The sequence below is a fragment of the Mesorhizobium sp. genome, assembly GCF_041661565.1.
Taxonomy (GTDB): domain Bacteria; phylum Pseudomonadota; class Alphaproteobacteria; order Rhizobiales; family Rhizobiaceae; genus Mesorhizobium.
Map to the genome: position 1 here is coordinate 1 of NZ_JBAZUD010000050.1, position 17,604 is coordinate 17,604.

Below are 17,604 nucleotides of genomic sequence, written 5' to 3' on the forward strand. Positions count from 1 at the left end.
TCGGTGACATGCGGCAGGATCTCGTAGTCGACCTCGATCAGCTTCAGCGCCTGCCTGGCGGTGCGGGCGTCGACGGCGGCGACGGCGGCCACCGCATGGCCGTCATAGAGCGCCTTGGTGCGCGCCATGCAATTGTCGAGGATGTCGAACATGGCGGCGTCGCCATCGGTCAGGTCGGGCAGGTCGGCGGCGGTGATCACCGCCTTGACGCCGGGCAACTGCTCGGCCTTCGAAGTGTCGATGCTCCTGATCCTGGCATGGGCGTGCGGGCTTCTCAGCACACGCCCGACCAGCTGGCCGGCCATGTTGAAGTCGGCGCCGTAGCGCGCGCGGCCGGTCACCTTGTCGACGCCGTCGGGCCGGATCGGGCGCGTGCCGACGGATGTGAATTGACGTCCCGAAAAACGCGGATCGAAATTCATCTCAGGCTCCCTTCATCACGATTGCCGCGTCCTGGACGGCGCGCACGATCTTGTCGTAGCCGGTGCAGCGGCACAGGTTTCCGGCCAGGCCGAAGCGGATTTCCTCCTCTGTCGGGTCGGGATTCTTGGCCAAGAGGTCCTTGGCCGCGATCAGGAAGCCCGGCGTGCAGATGCCGCATTGCAGCGCCGCGTGCTCGAGGAACTTCTGCTGCAGCGTATGCAGTTGGTCGCCATGCGCCATGCCCTCGACGGTCTCGATCGTACGTCCTTCGGCCTCGGCGCCGAGCACCAGGCACGAGCAGACCAGCCGGTCGTCCAGGATGACGCTGCAGGCGCCGCAGTCGCCGGTGCCGCAGCCTTCCTTGGCGCCGGTCAGCCCGAGCCGATCGCGCAGCACGTCCAGCAGCGTCTCGTCGGGCTGGCACAGATATTCGTAATTGTCGCCGTTGATCGTCGTCGATACTGCTACGCCAGCCATCATTTGCCTCCTGCGCGTTCATAGGCGGTTATCGCGGCCCGTCTGGCCAGCACGCCCGCAACCTTCCTGCGGAACTCGATGGTGCCCCGCTTGTCGTCGATGGGGCGGCAGGCCCCCGAGCACACCTTGGCCAGCCGCTCGAGCGCGGCTTCGTCCAGCTTCCTGCCGATCAGCGCCTCGGCGGCTTCCTCGACCAGCAGCACGGTCGGAGCCGCGGCGCCGAGCGCCACGCGGGCCGCCGTGACGACGCCGTGCTCGTCGATCGTCAGGTTCACGCCGGCGCTGACCACGGCGATGTCCATCTCGGTGCGCGGGATGAAACGCAGATAGGCATCGCCCGAGCGCGGCGCGCGCTTGTCGAGCAGGATCGCCTCGATGATCTCGCCCTTGGCGAGCGACGTCTTGCCCGGCGCGATCGGTACGGCCTCGACGGGAACGGTGCGCTTGCCGCCCGGCCCGACGATCGACGCCCGTGCGCCGGCCGCGACCAGCGCCGGCACGCTGTCGGCCGCCGGCGAGGCGTTGCACAGATTGCCGGCAATGGTGCAGCGGCCCTGCACCTGCTTGGAGCCGATCAGCCTAGCCGCCTCGACGACGCCGGGCCATGCCTTTTTCAGGGCGGCGTTCTCGCCCAGGGCGGCGCAGGGCACGGTGGCGCCGATGCTGAAGCCTTCGGCGGTCTCGCGGATTTCGCTCAGGCCGTCGATCAGTTTGATGTCGACGATCAGGTCTGGTTCGACAAACCCGCCCTTCATCCTGACCAGGAGGTCGCTGCCTCCGGCAAGAATCGCGGCCGGCCCCGCCGAACCGGCCAATTGGCCGACGGCATCTTCGATTGAAAGCGGACGTATGTAGCGCATCGTCTCCCCTTGGATATCGTGATTTCAGCGACCGTTATAAACACTCTCCCCATAATGGCTATCCGGTTCGTCATTTGCGGCGATTGGTCCAGCGGCCGCAAGAGCCGGTCCAAGGGCCGGGCCGGAAGGTATTTTGGGTGCCAAGGGCAGGCCGCGTGCGCGTGCGCCCGGCCGCTTCAAGGCCCGAAGACAAGCGGTGGCGCCAGGCGGTCCCGCCGCAGCCAGCGCGTCAGCAGCAGCGCCGCCACCACGGCCAGCCCCGACGACAGGCCGATCCAGATGCCGATCCCGTGCAGGCCGAAATGGAAGGCGAGCAGCACGCCGAGCGGCAGGCCGATGCCCCAGTAGCCGATGGCCGCGTAGATCATCGGCACCTTGGTGTCGTGCAGGCCGCGCAGCATGCCGGCGGCAACCGCCTGCGCGCCGTCGAACACCTGGAACAGCGCCGCGAAGGCCAGGAACGACACGGCAAGCCCGATCACCCTGGCATTGGCCGGGTTGGCAAGGTCGATGAAGGCGCTGATCAGCGGGTGCGGCCACAGGATCATCACCAGCCCCATCAGAGCCATGAAGGAGACGCCAATGACGAAGGCGGTCCAGCCGGCGCGCGACACGCCTTCGCGGTTTCCCGCGCCATGCGCCAGGCCGACGCGCACCGTCACCGCCTGGTTGAGGCCGAGCGGCACCATGAAGCTGATCGAGGCGATCTGGATGGCGATGGCGTGCGCGGCCAGCGAATCCGCGTCGATCAGGCCCATCAGCAGGGCCGCCGCATTGAAGATCGTCACCTCGAAGGCGAGGATGCCGGCGATCGGCATGCCGAGCCGCAGCAGGCCCTTGAAGCGTGGCCAGTCGGACCGCCAGAACCGCCCGAACAGATGGTAGCGGCGGAATTTTGTCTCCAGCATCACCACGGCAGCCATGCCGGCGAACATCAGCGTGCTGGACAGCGAGGTGGCGAGACCGGAGCCGGCAATGCCCATCGAGGGGAAGCCGAGATTGCCGAACATGAACACCCAGTTGAAGAAGACGTTGCAGGCAACGGCGACGAAGACGATGACCAGCGCCCAGCCGGGCCGCTCCAGCGCCGAGATGAACGAGCGCAACACGATGTAGCCATAGAAGGGCAGGACCGCCCATTCGAGCCAGCGCAGGTAGATGCCGGCGTGATGGGCCAGGACGGGGTCCTGGCCCATGGCCAGCAGGATGGACTCACCGTGCCAGAGGCAGATCCAGATCGGGATCGAGATGAGGATCGCCAGCCACAGGCCCTGGCGCACTGTCCGGCGCAGGTCGCGCACCGAGTGCCGGCGGCGGCCGAGCTCCGTCGCCATCATCGGCGACGTCGCCAGCATCAGGCCGAGGCCGAAGATCAGCGGCATGAAATAGAGGTTGGCGCCAAGCGCGCCGCTGGCCAGCGTGTCCGCGCCGAGCCGGCCCATCATCATGACATCGGTCGCCGTCATGGCGGTCTGGCCGAGATTGGTCAGCACCATCGGCCAGGCCAGCGCCAGCGTCGCCCTGATTTCCCGACGCCAAGGATTTCCCGGCGCGCGGGCGCCGGCTTCGATCGCAGACATTGTCCTGCTCTTTCCGGGCGCGGCACGTCGGCAAATGGCCGGAAGCCGCATGTCAAACGGCAAGACCTGCGGTCTCGCGGCGTTTGCGCCAGCTTTTGAACGAAACGCGGCGCGAAGGCAAGAGAGTGCGGGGCGGAACAGGTTGAGCCAGCGCGTCCGGAACCGCTGCATCGGGGTGCATTTCACATGGGGGCAATGGGCTGCTACGAATTCCGCAAACAGGCGAATGCCACCACGAATCATGGCTTGCCAGGAGGCAGCATGCAGTTCAGGCCCAGGAAGAACCCGGTCGCGATACCGCGCACAGCGCCGGCCTTCGAGCACATCGTCACCGAAGCGAGTGAAAGCTTCCTGTGGCGTCTCGATGACTATCCCTGGGAACGCAATGTCTGGAATTTCCATCCGGAATACGAGATCCACCTGCTCCGGAAATCCTCCGGCGTGGTTCTGGTCGGCGATCACATCGGCGAGTTCGGCCCGGGCTACCTGACCATCGTCGGCGGCGGCCTGCCGCATGATTGGGTGACCTCGGTGCGGCCGGGCGAACTGATCGAGGGCCGAGACATCGTCCTCCAGTTCGATGCGGAGAGGCTACGGGGCTCCGCGGGCCTGCTGCCCGAATTGCGCGAACTGGAACCGTTCCTGGAAAGGTCGCTGCGCGGCATGGTCTTCCACGGCCGCACGGCGCTGGAAGGCGCCTCGCTGATGGAGCGCATGGGCGAGGCCAGCGGGCTGAGCAGGTTCTGCCTATTCCTCAATCTGGTCGACCTCCTCGCCAGGAGCGAGGAATACGAATTGCTGTCCTCGCCCGACTTCTCGCCGGTTCTCGACGCCGCCTCGCTGGACATCATCCAGCGCACCCTGACCTATCTGTTCCAGCATTTCGCCGAGGACCTGAAGCTGCCGGACGTTGCCGAACGCGCCGGCATGACGCACAGCACCTTCTCGCGCTTCTTCCAGAAGAACACCGGCAACAGCTTCAGCGAGCACATCGCCAAGCTCCGGCTCTGGCAAGCCTGCAAGCTGCTGGCCGATACCGACATTGCCATCACCGACATCTGTTTCCAGGTCGGCTACATGAACATCTCCAACTTCAACCGGGCGTTCATGCGCAAGCACAAGATGACGCCATCGTCCTATCGCCGCCTGTCGCGCCAGCGGCTGACGATGCGTGCATGACTCATCTGCGGCAATCGATCGGTACTCATGTGACGGGCTGAGCGATCGGGCGCGGTATTTTGCAGCGCACAATGCATAAAAGTACAGGTCTGCTGCAACGGGGCTTCTAGCATGGGTCGCCGCGACTGCGCATCTTGGCGGTGGGCAGCATGTCGCTCGGGCGATGGTGAGGATCGCGCAATCCGGGGACCACGCTTCCCGTGACCTGTTCCTGGAGGAGAAAAGATCATGACACCAATCCGGCTCGGCGCCAGCCTTGGCGCGGCCCTTATGCTTTCCACCACCGTTTCCACCATCGCCCTGGCGCAGGCGCCGGTCTGCTCCGCGCCGGTCAAGGTGCTGGCGCAGCCCCGCGACGGCCTGACCCTTTTGGAGGAGTCCAAGGAGGAATTTCAGAAGCTTGCCGGCGCCAGCTTCCAGATCGATTATCTGAACGAAAACGATCGCCGCGCGAAATCGCGCGCCGATGCATCCACCGTCGGCAACTACAACGTCTACTATGTCGACGAGGCCAATGTCGCGCTGTTCGCGTCGTCGAAATGGATCGTGCCGCTGGCCGACTACTACCCGGCCGACTATGACTATGCCGATTTCGATCCCGGCCGCCAGAAGGTCGCCACCTATGACGGCAAGGTGTGGTTCGCGCCGCTGACCGGCGGCGGCGACTTGATGGTCTACCGCAAGGACATTCTGGAAGCGGCTGGCATCCAGCCGCCGAAGACGCTGGACGAGCTGATCGCCGATGTGCCGAAACTGACCAATCCGGACAAGGGCATCTACGGCATCGCCCTGCGTGGCGCGCGCGGTTCGGGCGCCAATGTCTGGAGGTGGATGCCGTTCTTCAAGGCCTATGGCGGCAAGTGGTTCGACGGCGACAAGCCGGTCTTCAATTCGGACGCCGCCGTCAAGGCGACGGAAACCTACCTGAAGCTGTTCAAGGATTCAGCGCCCGGCACGCAGACCGGCAGCTGGGATGAATCGACCGGGGCGTTCCTGTCGGGCCAGGTCGCGATCCTGGTCGAATCGACTCCGCTGTCGGGCATGGCGGTCGATCCGAAGACATCGCAGGTGGTTGGCAAGATCGGCTTCCTGCCGCCGCCTTCGCCGCTTCCCGGTGGCGGCTATGGCCACGGCCTCGCCATCGCGGCGAAGGCCAATGCCGATGACGCCTCGAAGAAATGCGCCGGCCTGTTCATCGCCTGGGCGACATCGAAGGAAAACGAGAAGCGCCGGCTCGACGCCCATCAGTTCGGGGAACTGAACCGCACCAGCGTCCTGTCCAGCAAGGAATTCGCCGACATCTACGGCGCCGACCTTGGCCAGGCCCTGGCTGAAACCGGCAAGGTGACGGCGGTGAACTTCTGGCAGGACCCGCGCTGGCCGGACCTTGGCGACCGCTGGGGCATCATCCTCGAGGAACTGGTCACCGGCACCCGCACCGACATCAAGGGCGGTCTCGACGAGCTTGATGCCTATGCCAACCAGCTGGTGAAGAAATAAGCCATCCTCCCCCTGCGGCGCACAGCCTGCGACATTCGATGGAATGTCGGGACTGTGCGCCGCGGGCCTTCTCACTGCCGTTGAGCCGCAGCCAGGGGATAAAAAGATGCCGCGACGCTCCTCCTTGCCGGTCACCTTCGTCGTGCCGACGCTCGTCATTCTCCTGATCCTGTCGATGGTGCCGACGCTCTACGCGATCGTCATCGCCCTGCAGAACCGGGAGCTCAGCTCGGCGGATTATTCCTATGTCTGGTTCTCGAATTTCTATGACCTGTTCTTCGATCGCCGCTTCCTCAACGCCGTCTGGGTGTCGGTGAAATGGGAGGTCGTCACCGTGGCCGCGACGATGACCGTGGCCATCGGGCTGGGCGTGCTGATGTTCGAGGTCGCGTCGCCGCGCCTGCGCAACCTCTACTGCCTGCTGTTCATCATCCCGGTCCTGCTGCCGCGCGTCTCGGCCGCCTTCGTGTGGAAATTCGCCTATCACCCGCTCTACGGCATCGCCACCTATCCCTACCGGCTGCTCACCGGCGGGCTGATCTTCGATCCGCTGTCCAAGCCGTCGACGGCCCTGTTCGCCGTCGCGTCGGTCGATGTCTGGCAATGGGGCCTGTTCTTCGCCGTCATCGTTTTGAAGCTGCTGGAGACCTTGCCGCCGCAGCCGATCGAGGCGGCACGGCTCGATCATGCCAGCCGCTGGCAGATCCACGCCTATGTCACCTTGCCGATGCTTAAGGCGCCGCTGGTCAGCCTGATGTTCGTCAAGATGATCGAGTCGCTGCGGTCGTTCGACCTGATCTATGTGATGACCCGCGGCGGACCGGGCGTGGCGACCGAGACGCTCGACATGTACGCCTTCTCGCAGGGCTTTATCGAGTCCGGCAAGGTCTCCTATGCCTCGGCGATGGCCGTGCTGATGATGATCGCCACCGTCATCACCTTCACCATGCTGTGGAAGAGGGTGCAGGCATGAGGCCATCTCGCATCGGAGTGGGCCGCCTGCTCGGCAAGGCCGTGTTGGCCTTCGCCGGCTTCATGGCCGTGTTTCCGCTGCTGTGGACGGCGCTCAACTCACTGAAGAACAATGTCGACATCATCACCCGCGTTCCGCGCGTCGTGTTCACGCCGACCCTTGCCAACATCAGCTATATCCTCGGCCGCGACAGCGTCATGACCGGCCTCTACAATTCGGTCGTCGCCTGCGGCGTCGCGGTGCTGATCGGCGTGATGCTCGGCCTTCCCGCCGCCTATGCGGTGGCGCGCTACCCGAACCGCTGGGCCGGCGACATCCAGTTCTTCGTGCTGTCGCTGCGCTTCCTGCCGCCGGTCGCGGTCGCCATCCCGCTGATGGTGATCTGGCTGCAGCTCGGCCTCTACGATACGCTCGCCGCGCTGATCGTCACCTATTGCCTGCTCACCATCTCGGTGATCATGTGGCTGGCCATTCCCGCCTTCCAGGCGGTGCCGAAGGAGGTCGAGGAAGCCGCCTTCGTCGATGGCTACGGCGCCTATTCGGTGTTCTGGCGGATCGCGCTGCCGGTTGCTGCGCGCTCGCTGATCGGCGCGGTGGCCTTCAGTTTCGTGCTGGTCTGGAACGAGTTCCTGATCGCGTTGATGCTGTCGAGCTCCAACGCCAAGACCCTGCCGATCGTCGCCTCGGAACTCTCCCAGCAGGGCATGAACGTGCCGTGGGGAATCCTGAATGCCTCGGTCGTGCTTCTGTCGTTGCCGCCGCTGTTGTTTCTCGGCGTGCTCAGCGGCTTCCTGAATTCCGTTTTCCGGCAAAAGAAGACTTGAAGCGAGGACGAGACGATGCGGGCATTGGTGCTTGAGAAGAAGGGTGAACTGGCCCTGCGCGAGATCGCGCTGCCGCTCGATGTCGGGCCGGACGATGTCAGGATCGCCATCCATACGGTCGGCGTGTGCGGCAGCGACGTACACTATTACACGCATGGCGCCATCGGCAGCTATGTCGTGCGCGCGCCGATGGTGCTTGGCCACGAAGCGTCCGGAACGATCGTCGAGATCGGTGCCAACGTGACGACGCTCAAGGTCGGTGACCGTGTCTGCATGGAACCGGGCGTGCCGAACCTGGCGTCGCGGGCAACCCGGCTCGGCATCTACAATGTCGACCCCGACGTCACCTTCTGGGCGACGCCGCCGGTGCATGGTATTCTTGCGCCCGAGGCCGTCCATCCGGCGGCTTTCACCTACAAGCTGCCCGACAATGTTTCCTTCGCCGAAGGCGCGATGGTCGAGCCGTTCGCCATCGGCATGCAGGCGGCGTCGCGCGCGAGAATCGTTCCGGGCGACGTCGCCGTCGTCATCGGTTGCGGTCCGATCGGCATCATGATCGCGCTGGCGGCCCTCGCCGGCGGCTGCTCGAAGGTGCTGATTTCCGACTTCTCGGCTCCCAAGCTCGAGATCGCGGCGCGCTATCCCGGCATCGTCCCGGTCAATATCGGCGAACGGTCGCTGGCCGATGCGGTGGCGGAGGCGACCGACAATTGGGGGGCCGACATCGTTTTCGAAGCGAGCGGCAGCCCGAAGGCGTTCACCAACCTGTTCGAGGTCGTGCGTCCCGGCGGCGCGGTCGTCCTTGTCGGGCTTCCGGTGGAACCGGTGAGCCTCAACGTTCCGGCGGCGATATCGAAGGAGGTCCGCATCGAGACGGTTTTCCGCTACGCCAACATCTTCGACCGCGCCCTGCAGCTGATCGCCTCCGGCAAAGTCGACCTCAACCCGCTGATCACCGGCACCTATGCGTTCAACGACAGCATCGAGGCGTTCGAGCGGGCTGCGGCGGGCAAGCCGGAAGACGTCAAACTGCAGATCCTGATTTCGAGCGAGAAGGCCTGACAGAGCCATGTCCGCGATCGTCTGTTCCCATGTCGACAAATCCTATGGCGCCACGACCGTCATCCGCGATCTCAACCTGAGCATCGAGGAACACGAATTCGTCGTCTTCCTCGGCCCCTCCGGCTGCGGCAAGTCGACCCTGCTCAGGATGCTGGCCGGGCTGGAGGACATCAGCGGCGGCGAGGTCTCGATCGGCGGCAAGGTGGTCAACGACCTCGATCCGGGCGACCGGGGCGTCGCCATGGTGTTCCAGAACTACGCGCTCTACCCGCACATGACGATCTTTGACAACATCGCCTTCGGGCTGAAGCGGCAGAGGGTGCCGAAGGCCGAGATCCGGCAGCGCGTCGGCGCCGTCTCGAAGACGCTGGGCCTCGAACCCTATCTCGACCGCAAGCCGGCCGAACTGTCCGGCGGCCAGCAGCAGCGCGTCGCCATCGCCCGCGCCATGATCAAGACGCCGAAAGTCTTCCTGTTCGACGAGCCGCTGTCCAACCTGGACGCCAAGCTGCGCAACCACATGCGTGTCGAGATCGCCCGGCTGCACCAGTCATTGAACACCACCACCGTCTACGTCACGCACGACCAGCTGGAGGCGATGACGCTCGCCGATAGGATCGTCCTCTTGCGGGACGGTAAAATCGAGCAGATTGGCTCGCCGGCGGAAATCTATGAGCGCCCGGGCAATCTGTTCGTGGCCGGATTCATCGGAACCCCGAACATGAATTTCATCGACGTGACGATTGGACGGAAGGGAAGCGCCTGGACGCTGACCAATGCCGGAACGGTCTTCACCATCTCAGGCGAACGCTTCAAGCTCCAGCACGGTGAGAGCGCCGTGCTCGGGATTAGGCCCCCCGACCTCATGGCCGCCAATCCTGGCGCGTCCGCAAATCTCCTGTCAGGGACAGCCGATCTCATCGAGTTCCATGGCAATGACGCGCTGGTGACATTCGGCCTGAACGGCAAGGAAATCAGTGCCCTTGTTCCCAGTCGCGCCTGCCCCGCCATCCGCGCCGATGTCCGCTACAGCTTCGATGAATCGAGCTTGCATCTCTTCGATGCGAAATCCGGCGTGTCCCTGCTTAGAGCAATCCCAGGAAAAGTGTGAACGGTTTTCCGTCCGGGATTGCGTCAAAACAAAGAGTTAGAGGGTGACAAGGAGGCTTCCTACCGGATCGCGTCCAGCATGCGCCGTTGCCGGTGCATTTCGAGGAAAATCCTGTAGTCGCGGTCGAAGCGCCCAGCCGATGCCGGATTCGATCTGCGCGTCTTGCCGCCTTGCTGCATGGCAAGGCAGGCGGCGTTGAGATCGGGGAAAAGCCCGGCGGCGGTGGCGGCGACCATGCCGGTGCCGAGCAGCACCGCCTCGTCGGCCAGCGGCTCGATCACCGTGCAGCCGGTGGCGTCGGCGTAAAGCTCCATGAGCAGCGGGTTCTTGGTGTGGCCGCCGGTCACATGCAGCGTGTCGATCAGGTAGCCGTTCTCGTTCAGCGCCTCCAGCACATGGCGAACGCCGAGCGCAATGCCGACGGCGGTGCGCCAGTAGAGCTTGCACAGGCTGTCGAACGAGGAATCCAGCGTCAACCCGCTGACGACGCCGACGGCGTGCGGATCGGCGAGCGGCGAGCGGTTGCCGTGGAAATCCGGCAGCACATGCAGCCTCGCGGCGAGGTTGTCGCCCTCCGCGGTGCGCAGTTCGGTGACGCGCCTGGCGATCCGGGCATGCATGGCGGCGTCGGGCTCGCCGCCCGCGCCGTGCCAGCGGATGATATGGTCGAGCAGCGCGCCGGTGGCCGACTGGCCGCCTTCCGACAGCCACAGCTTCGGCAGCGCGGCGCCATAATAGGGACCCCAGACGCCGGCGAAGGGCTGCGGATCGGGCGACATCGCCATGACGCAGCTCGACGTGCCTGCGATCAGCGCCAGGTGCCGGCCGATATTCTCCTCGTCGCCGGCAAAGCCGCCGAGCACGCCGAGTGCGCCGGCATAGGCGTCGATGAGCCCGGCGCCGACCCGGCATGTCTCGCTCAGGCCCAGCTCGGCTGCCGCCTGCGCCGTCAGATGGCCGATATCGGCGCCGACCGGGCTGGCCCGTTCGGGCAGATTGCCATGGTCGAACAGATCATCGAGGCCGACGATGTCGAAGAAATCACGCCGCCATGCACTGTCCTCATGCGCCAGATAGGTCCACTTGGCGGTCAGCGTGCATTGCGAGCGCGCCAGCGAGCCGGTCGCCTGCCAGGTCAGGAAGTCGGCCAGATCGAACAGAGTGCCAGCCTGCGCCCACGTTTCCGGCAGCTTGCGCTTCAGCCACATCAGCTTCGGCGTCGCCATTTCCGGCGACATGACGCCGCCTATGTAGTTCAGCACGGCGTGGCCGCTCGCCGTGCATTCGTCGGCCTCTTCTATGGCGCGATGGTCGAGCCAGACAATCGTGTCCCAGCGCCTTTCGCCGGTGGTGGAAACGCTGAGCTGATCCCCTTGCCGGTCGCGCACGACCAGGGAACAGGTGGCGTCGAAGGAGATGCCGACGATGTCTTCGGCGGCGACGCCGGCTTTTTCGCGCGCGGCCCGCACGGCGGTGCAGACAGAAGACCAGATATCGCGCGAATCATGCTCGGCATGGTCGGGCTTCGGCTGGTGCATCAGGATCGTATGCTCGGCACGTCCAAGCAAGGTGCCGCCGGTATCGAGAATGCCCGCGCGAGCGCTCCCGGTGCCGACATCGACCGCGCAAACGAAATTCTTCAAGACGCTCTTACTCTCGCTCCCAGGCCTGCAATCAGATCGGGCAATTGCAGCATGTCAGCGAATATAGAGTCCGGTTGCATCGACGCAAGCCGCACTTTCAGCGCCGGGTTGCCGGCATGCGACCCGCCGGTGAAGGCGAAGACCGCCATCCCGGCCGCCCGCGCCGCCTCGATGCCTGCCGGACTATCCTCGACGACCAGGCAATGCGCCGGTTCGACATGCATCGCGGCGGCGGCATGGAGGAAGAGATCCGGCGCCGGCTTGCCGTGCGCGACCATGCCGGCGCTGAACAGATGGGGTTCGAGGAGGCCGAGCAGTCCGGTGACGTCGAGGGCATAGCGAATGCGGTCGAGCGTGCCCGATGATGCGACGCAAAAGCGGATGCCGAGCCTCGGCAGCATCTCGCTGACGCCGGGCATCGGTTTCAGCTCCTCGCGAAACCGGCGCATCAGATCGACGCGCATCCCGGTCAGGTGGCCCTCGGTAATGTCCAGGCCGAAATCGCGACCGAGGATCTCGCGCACGCTTTTCATGCTCTTGCCGAGAAAATGCTCGTAGGCGGCATCCTCGCTGACGCTGCCGCCGGCACGCTCGATCATGGCGAGCAGCGCCGAAACGGAAAGCGCCTCACTGTCGACCAGCACGCCATCGCAGTCGAAGATGACGAGTTGAGGCGCCATGGTGCGCAACAGGCTTCAGAGGCTGCCGGCGAGATAGCGCGTCAGCGTGGCGCGGGCGCCGTTCGCCCACAGCACGGTGAGTGCATGGCCGAAGGCCTCGACAAACGCGGTCGCGCGGCCGACATCGCCATAGATGTCCTCCATGGCGAGCCACGCGGCCGGCGCATCTTTTGCCGCCCTTGCCGTCGCCTGCAGCCGGTCCCAACTCGGATCGTTGGGCTCGATGACGGCGCCGCTGTCGGTCGTGCCGAAGCAGTAGCGGCACCAGAGCGCCGATTCGAGCGCTAGGCCGGCGACGCCTTTTCCTGCCTTCAGCCGGTCGGCAATGGTCGGGATGATGAATTTCGGCTGGCGGTTGGAGCCGTCGAGGCAAAGCCGCCGCACCGTGTCGCCGATCTTGGGATTGGAGAAGCGGTTGTCGATGAGCTGGTAATAGTCCTCCAGCACCGTGTCCGGAACCGGGGGCACGGTCGGGATGATCTCGTCATGCTCGAGCTTGTCGAGAAAGCCGCGCACCAGCGGCTCCTGCATCGCCTCATGGACGAAATGGATGTCCATCAGCCCGGCTGGGTAGGCGATGGTGGCATGGCCGCCATTGAGGATGCGGATCTTCATCAGTTCATAGGGCGCGACGTCGCTGACGAACTGCACGCCGACCTTTTCCAGCGGCGGACGGCCGTCGGTGAAATGATCTTCCAGCACCCATTGCCGGAAGGGCTCGCAGAACACCGGCCAATTGTCCTCCAACCCGAAATCCTTGGCCAGTATGCCGCGTTCGCGATCCGTGGTGGCCGGCGTGATCCGGTCGACCATGGCGTTCGGAAAGGCGACATGCTCGCCGACCCAATTCGCCAGATCCTCGTCGATCAGCCGGGCCAGGCCGATGACGCCGTCGGAGGTGACATGGCCGTTGTGGGGAATGTTGTCGCAGGACATGACGGTGAACGGCACGGTGCCCTCGTCGCGGCGGCGCACCAGCCCGGCAAGGATGATGCCGAACACGGTCTTCGGCGTGGCGCCTGGCTGGGCATCGGCGACGATGTCGGGATGGGCCGGATTGAAGACGCCGGAAGCCGGGTCGATGAAATAGCCGCCCTCGGTGATGGTCAGCGAAACGATTCGGATCGCCGGGTCGGCAAGCCGTTCGATGATCCCGGCCGCGTCTCCCGGAGTCAGGAAATCGATCATGGAACCGGTGACGCGGGCGCTCATGTGGCCCTCGTCCTGCTCGACCACCGTGGTCAGCCAGTCCTGTTCCTGAAGCTTGGCGCGGCCGATCTTTTCGCCGTCGAACACGCCGGCGCCGACCAGCGCCCAATCATGGCCGATGCCCGAATTGAACAGGTCGTCGAGATAGACGGCCTGATGCGAGCGATGGAAATTGCCGACGCCGAAATGCACGATGCCGGCCTTGAGCGCGGCGCGATCGTATTTCGGACCGGCGACCTTGGCGGGCAGGCTGGAGAGAGTGGAAGAAGAGAGTTTCACGGTCATCTTTTTACCCTTTTGGCCGGGGTACGGCCTTCGTCATTCCCCTCTCTCCGTCCTTCACGGGAAGAGGGCAGGGGTGAGGGGCGGCACGGAGATCGATACCCGCGCTACGCCTCGTCTGCCTTGCGGCATCTCCTCCCCGTGAAGGACGGGGAGGAGAGCGCTGTCACGTCAGCTCATCCACTGGCCGCCATCGACATTGTAGGTCTGGGCGACGATGTAATCGGCGTCGCTGCTGGCCAGGAAGACCGCCATGCCGGTGAGGTCGTGCGCCGTGCCCATGCGGCCAAACGGCACCGCCTCGCCGACCAGTTTCTTCTTCTCGCCCTTCGGCCGGTTCTCGAATTTGGCGAACAGGGAATCGACATGATCCCAATGCTCGCCGTCGACCACGCCGGGCGAGATCGCGTTGACGTTGATGCCGTGCTTGATCAGGTCGAGCCCCGCCGATTGGGTGATCGAGATGACGGCGGCCTTGGTCGCGCAATAGACACCGACAAGGGCTTCGCCGCGCCGACCGGCCTGGCTCGCCATGTTGATGATCCTGCCGCCCTTGCCCCGCGCGATCATCGCGCGTGCGGCTGCCTGCAGCATGAACAGCGTTCCGGCGACATTGACGGAGAACAGTTTCTCGTAGCTCGCCCGCGTGATCTCGACGATCGGTGCAAGATCGAACAAAGCGGCGTTGTTGATGAGGATGTCGAGCCCGCCGGTCCTGGTCTCGACCGCCTTCACCGCGGCATCGATCGATGCCTGATCGGTGACGTCGAGCTTGACCGCATAGGTCTTGCCGCCGATTTCGGCGGCCGTCTTTTCCGCCGCTTCCAGGTTGATGTCACCAATCGCCACGGTCGCGCCTTCGCCGGCATAGGCCTCGGCGAACGCCCTGCCGATGCCACGGGCGGACCCGGTGATCAGTGCCGATTTGCCGGCCAGGCGCATGCTCACATCGCCTTTCCGTCGGCGCCGAAGCGATGCAGCTTGGCTTTGTCGGGGGTCAGGTAGATCGTGTCGCCGTGGTGAACGGCGAGTTCGCCGTCGGCGCGCACCGTGAGCGGGCCGACGCCCTCGGCCTGGACATGCAGGAACGTATCGGAGCCGAGATGCTCGGCGACGCCGACGGTCGCCTTCCATTCGCCAGCGGTGGTCGAGATGTCCATGTGCTCGGGACGGATGCCGATCGTCTTGGCGCCGTATTTGGCCGCTGGCGCGCCTTCGATCAGGTTCATCTTCGGCGAGCCGATGAAGCCGGCGACGAACAGGTTCTTCGGCGTCTTGTAGAGCTCCATCGGCGAGCCGACCTGCTCGATGTTGCCGGCGTTCAGCACCACGATCTTGTCGGCCATGGTCATGGCTTCGACCTGGTCGTGGGTCACGTAGATCATGGTGGTCTTGAGCTGCTGGTGCAGCTCGCTGATCTCCAGCCGCATGGTGCCGCGAAGCGCGGCGTCGAGGTTGGACAGCGGCTCGTCGAACAGGAAGGCGGTTGGTTGCCGCACGATGGCACGGCCGATGGCGACGCGCTGGCGCTGGCCGCCGGAAAGCTGGCCCGGCCGGCGTTCGAGATAGTTGGTCAGGTTGAGCACGCGCGCCGCGTCTCCCACCTTCTTGTCGATGGTGGCCTTGTCCTCGCCGGCCATCTTAAGCGGAAAGCCGATGTTCTTGGCCACGGTCATGTGCGGATAGAGCGCGTAGGACTGGAACACCATGGCGAGCTTGCGCTTCGCCGGCGCCTCGCCGGTGACATCGCGGCCATCGATGTTGATGGTGCCGCCGCTGGTGTCCTCGAGACCGGCGATCAGCCGCAGCAGCGTTGACTTGCCGCAACCCGACGGGCCGACGAAAACGACGAACTCGCCATTTTCGATCACCAGGTCGAGGCCGGGGATGATCGACGTCGTTCCGAAGGACTTGGAGACGTTCTTGAGCGTGATGTTTCCCATGGTTTCCTCCCCGAGGGGTTGTTTTTCGCCGGCTTCTTCAAGCAGCGTTGGTTACTTCACGGCGCCAAAGGTCAGACCCCGCACCAGCTGCTTCTGGCTGAACCAGCCCATGATCAGGATCGGCGCGATGGCCAGCGTCGAGGCGGCGGAAAGCTTGGCCCAGAACAGGCCTTGCGGGCTGGAGAAGGAACTGATGAAGGCGGTCAGGGGCGCTGCTTCCGTGGTCGTCAGCCGGATCGTCCAGAATGCCTCGTTCCAGGCCAGGATGATGTTGAGCAGCATCGTCGAGGCGATGCCCGGCACCGCCATCGGCGTCAGCACATAGACGATCTCGTTCCACAGCGAGGCACCGTCCATGCGTGCTGCCTCAAGGATCTCGCCCGGGATTTCGCGGAAGTAGGTGTAGAGCATCCACACCACGATCGGCAGGTTGATCAGCATCAGCATGATCATCAGGCCGATGCGGCTGTCGAGCAGTCCCAAGTTGCGGAAGATCAGGTAGATCGGGAACAGCACCGCCACCGCCGGCATCATCTTGGTGGAGAGCATCCACATCAGGATGTCCTTGGTGCGCCTGGTGGGCGAAAACGCCATCGACCATGCCGCCGGAATGGCGACCAGCAGGGCCAGGATGGTCGAGCCGAGGGACAGGATCACCGAGTTCAGGAAGAACTTGAAGTAGCCGCTCTGTGCCTGGACCTCGGCATAGCTCTCGAATGTTCCCGACGGGATCAGGCTGAAGCCCTGGATGGCTTCCTGCTCCGACTTGAACGAGGTGATGATCGTGTAGAGGATCGGAAAGAAGATCAGCAGGGCCACGATCCAGGCGGCAATTGTCGCTATTGTCTTGTGTCGGGTGGTGACTGCACGTGCCATTTGTCTTCCCCCTACTTGTCCAGGTTCTTGCCGACGGCGCGCATGGCGAAGAAGGCGACGATGTTGGCGAGGATGACGGCGATCACACCGCCCGCGGACGCCTGGCCGATTTTGAACTCCAGCAACGCCTTCTGGTAGACGAGGAAGGGCAGGTTGGTGGAGGCGTATCCAGGACCGCCATTGGTGGTGACGAGGATCTCGGCATAGACGGAAAGCAGGAAGATCGTCTGGATCAGGATGACGACGGTGATGGCGCGCGACATGTGCGGCAGCGTCAGATAGATGAAGCGGCTGATGAAGCCGGCCCCGTCCATCTCGGCGGCTTCCTTCTGCTCGCCGTCGAGCGACTGCAGCGCGGTCAAGAGGATGAGCGTCGCGAAGGGCAACCACTGCCAGGCGACGATGATGATGATGGCCAGCATCGGATGCTGCCCGAACCAGTCGATCGGCTGGGCGCCGAAGAAGCGCGCTATGTCGGCGAACACTCCATATTGCGGATGCATGATCATGTTCTTCCAGACCAGTGCGGCCACCGGCGGCATGACGAAGAACGGCGATATGACGAGGATGCGCACGATCCCCTGGCCCCACATCGGCTGATCGATCAGCAGTGCCAGCAGGATGCCGCCGATCACCGTGATCAGAAGCACGCTGACCACCAGCGTCAGCGTGTTGAGGATCGACTGCAGGAAGGCCGGGTTGGAGTAGAACAGCGCATAGTTGGAGAAGCCGACGAAGCCGTCGCGGATCGGGTTTAGCGGATTGTACTGCTGGAACGAGAACCAGATGGTGATGACCAGCGGCACGATCATCCAGACGAACAGCAACAGGACGGACGGCGCCATCATGAAGCGGGCAAGCGAACGGGTCTGCTGAGTAGCCATGACGGTCACCCTTCACTGGTCGGACTGAATTTTCAGAGCGTTGAAAAGCGGCCGCCCGAACTGGGACTCGGGCGGCCGTCGCCGGTCAGGAGGCGACC

16 protein-coding genes and 1 pseudogene are annotated in these 17,604 nt (G+C 64.5%); 6 read left to right on the top strand and 11 right to left on the bottom strand.

Annotated features, from left to right (window positions below; translation table 11 throughout):
- The 4 genes and pseudogenes from WC739_RS11275 to WC739_RS11290 all read right to left on the bottom strand — a co-directional run.
- Positions 1-422 (bottom strand): annotated as a pseudogene (locus tag WC739_RS11275) (xanthine dehydrogenase family protein molybdopterin-binding subunit); the annotation flags it as partial.
- A 1-nt stretch (position 423) separates the two neighbouring features.
- Positions 424-900 carry a (2Fe-2S)-binding protein gene (locus WC739_RS11280; protein ID WP_372953110.1) on the bottom strand — a complete coding sequence of 159 codons (477 nt, stop codon included), beginning with the start codon at positions 898-900 and terminating at the stop codon, positions 424-426.
- Positions 900-1,760, bottom strand: a complete 861-nt coding sequence (locus WC739_RS11285; protein WP_372953111.1) for a xanthine dehydrogenase family protein subunit M — start codon at positions 1,758-1,760, stop codon at positions 900-902. The genes WC739_RS11280 and WC739_RS11285 overlap by 1 nt, the downstream gene beginning before the upstream one ends.
- Positions 1,761-1,936: 176 nt before the next feature.
- Entirely contained in the window at positions 1,937-3,340 is a 1,404-nt protein-coding gene (locus WC739_RS11290) for an MATE family efflux transporter (RefSeq protein WP_372953112.1), read from the bottom strand.
- Positions 3,341-3,601: 261 nt separating this feature from the next.
- On the opposite strand from WC739_RS11290, the gene WC739_RS11295 reads away from it, so the two are divergent.
- The 6 genes from WC739_RS11295 (at position 3,602) to WC739_RS11320 (ending at position 9,989) form a co-directional block, all read left to right on the top strand.
- On the top strand, positions 3,602-4,519 hold the full coding sequence (locus WC739_RS11295; RefSeq protein WP_372953113.1) for a helix-turn-helix domain-containing protein: 918 nt from the start codon (positions 3,602-3,604) through the stop codon (positions 4,517-4,519).
- A gap of 228 nt (positions 4,520-4,747) precedes the next feature.
- Positions 4,748-6,019: an ABC transporter substrate-binding protein gene (locus WC739_RS11300; protein WP_372953114.1), complete on the top strand. Its 1,272-nt coding sequence runs from the start codon at positions 4,748-4,750 to the stop codon at positions 6,017-6,019.
- A 106-nt stretch (positions 6,020-6,125) separates the two neighbouring features.
- Complete coding sequence (locus WC739_RS11305; RefSeq protein WP_372953115.1) at positions 6,126-6,992, top strand: carbohydrate ABC transporter permease; 867 nt, start codon at positions 6,126-6,128, stop codon at positions 6,990-6,992.
- Complete coding sequence (locus WC739_RS11310) at positions 6,989-7,816, top strand: carbohydrate ABC transporter permease (RefSeq protein ID WP_372953116.1); 828 nt, start codon at positions 6,989-6,991, stop codon at positions 7,814-7,816. The genes WC739_RS11305 and WC739_RS11310 overlap by 4 nt, the downstream gene beginning before the upstream one ends.
- Before the next feature lie 15 nt (positions 7,817-7,831).
- Positions 7,832-8,878 (top strand): NAD(P)-dependent alcohol dehydrogenase, encoded by a 1,047-nt coding sequence (locus tag WC739_RS11315; protein ID WP_372953117.1) that lies wholly within the window; start codon positions 7,832-7,834, stop codon positions 8,876-8,878.
- A gap of 7 nt (positions 8,879-8,885) precedes the next feature.
- Positions 8,886-9,989, top strand: coding sequence for an ABC transporter ATP-binding protein (locus WC739_RS11320; RefSeq protein WP_372953118.1), 1,104 nt, complete (start codon positions 8,886-8,888; stop codon positions 9,987-9,989).
- A gap of 59 nt (positions 9,990-10,048) precedes the next feature.
- On the opposite strand, the gene WC739_RS11325 is transcribed toward WC739_RS11320, so the two are convergent.
- From WC739_RS11325 to WC739_RS11355, 7 genes are all read right to left on the bottom strand, one after another.
- The gene (locus tag WC739_RS11325) at positions 10,049-11,632 is read right to left on the bottom strand and encodes an FGGY-family carbohydrate kinase (protein ID WP_372953119.1); all 1,584 of its coding nucleotides are present in this window, start codon (positions 11,630-11,632) and stop codon (positions 10,049-10,051) included.
- Positions 11,629-12,312, bottom strand: a complete 684-nt coding sequence (locus WC739_RS11330; protein ID WP_372953120.1) for an HAD family hydrolase — start codon at positions 12,310-12,312, stop codon at positions 11,629-11,631. The genes WC739_RS11325 and WC739_RS11330 overlap by 4 nt, the downstream gene beginning before the upstream one ends.
- Before the next feature lie 15 nt (positions 12,313-12,327).
- A complete protein-coding gene (locus WC739_RS11335; RefSeq protein ID WP_372953121.1) occupies positions 12,328-13,806 on the bottom strand; it encodes a mannitol dehydrogenase family protein in 1,479 nt (492 codons plus the stop codon).
- Positions 13,807-13,974: 168 nt separating this feature from the next.
- A complete protein-coding gene (locus WC739_RS11340) occupies positions 13,975-14,745 on the bottom strand; it encodes an L-iditol 2-dehydrogenase (protein ID WP_372953140.1) in 771 nt (256 codons plus the stop codon).
- A 2-nt stretch (positions 14,746-14,747) separates the two neighbouring features.
- Positions 14,748-15,746: an ABC transporter ATP-binding protein gene (locus WC739_RS11345; protein WP_372953122.1), complete on the bottom strand. Its 999-nt coding sequence runs from the start codon at positions 15,744-15,746 to the stop codon at positions 14,748-14,750.
- Between the two features lie 51 nt (positions 15,747-15,797).
- Positions 15,798-16,622, bottom strand: coding sequence for a carbohydrate ABC transporter permease (locus WC739_RS11350; protein ID WP_372953123.1), 825 nt, complete (start codon positions 16,620-16,622; stop codon positions 15,798-15,800).
- Positions 16,623-16,633: 11 nt separating this feature from the next.
- Positions 16,634-17,506 carry a carbohydrate ABC transporter permease gene (locus tag WC739_RS11355; RefSeq protein ID WP_372953124.1) on the bottom strand — a complete coding sequence of 291 codons (873 nt, stop codon included), beginning with the start codon at positions 17,504-17,506 and terminating at the stop codon, positions 16,634-16,636.
- Positions 17,507-17,604 lie beyond the last annotated feature (98 nt).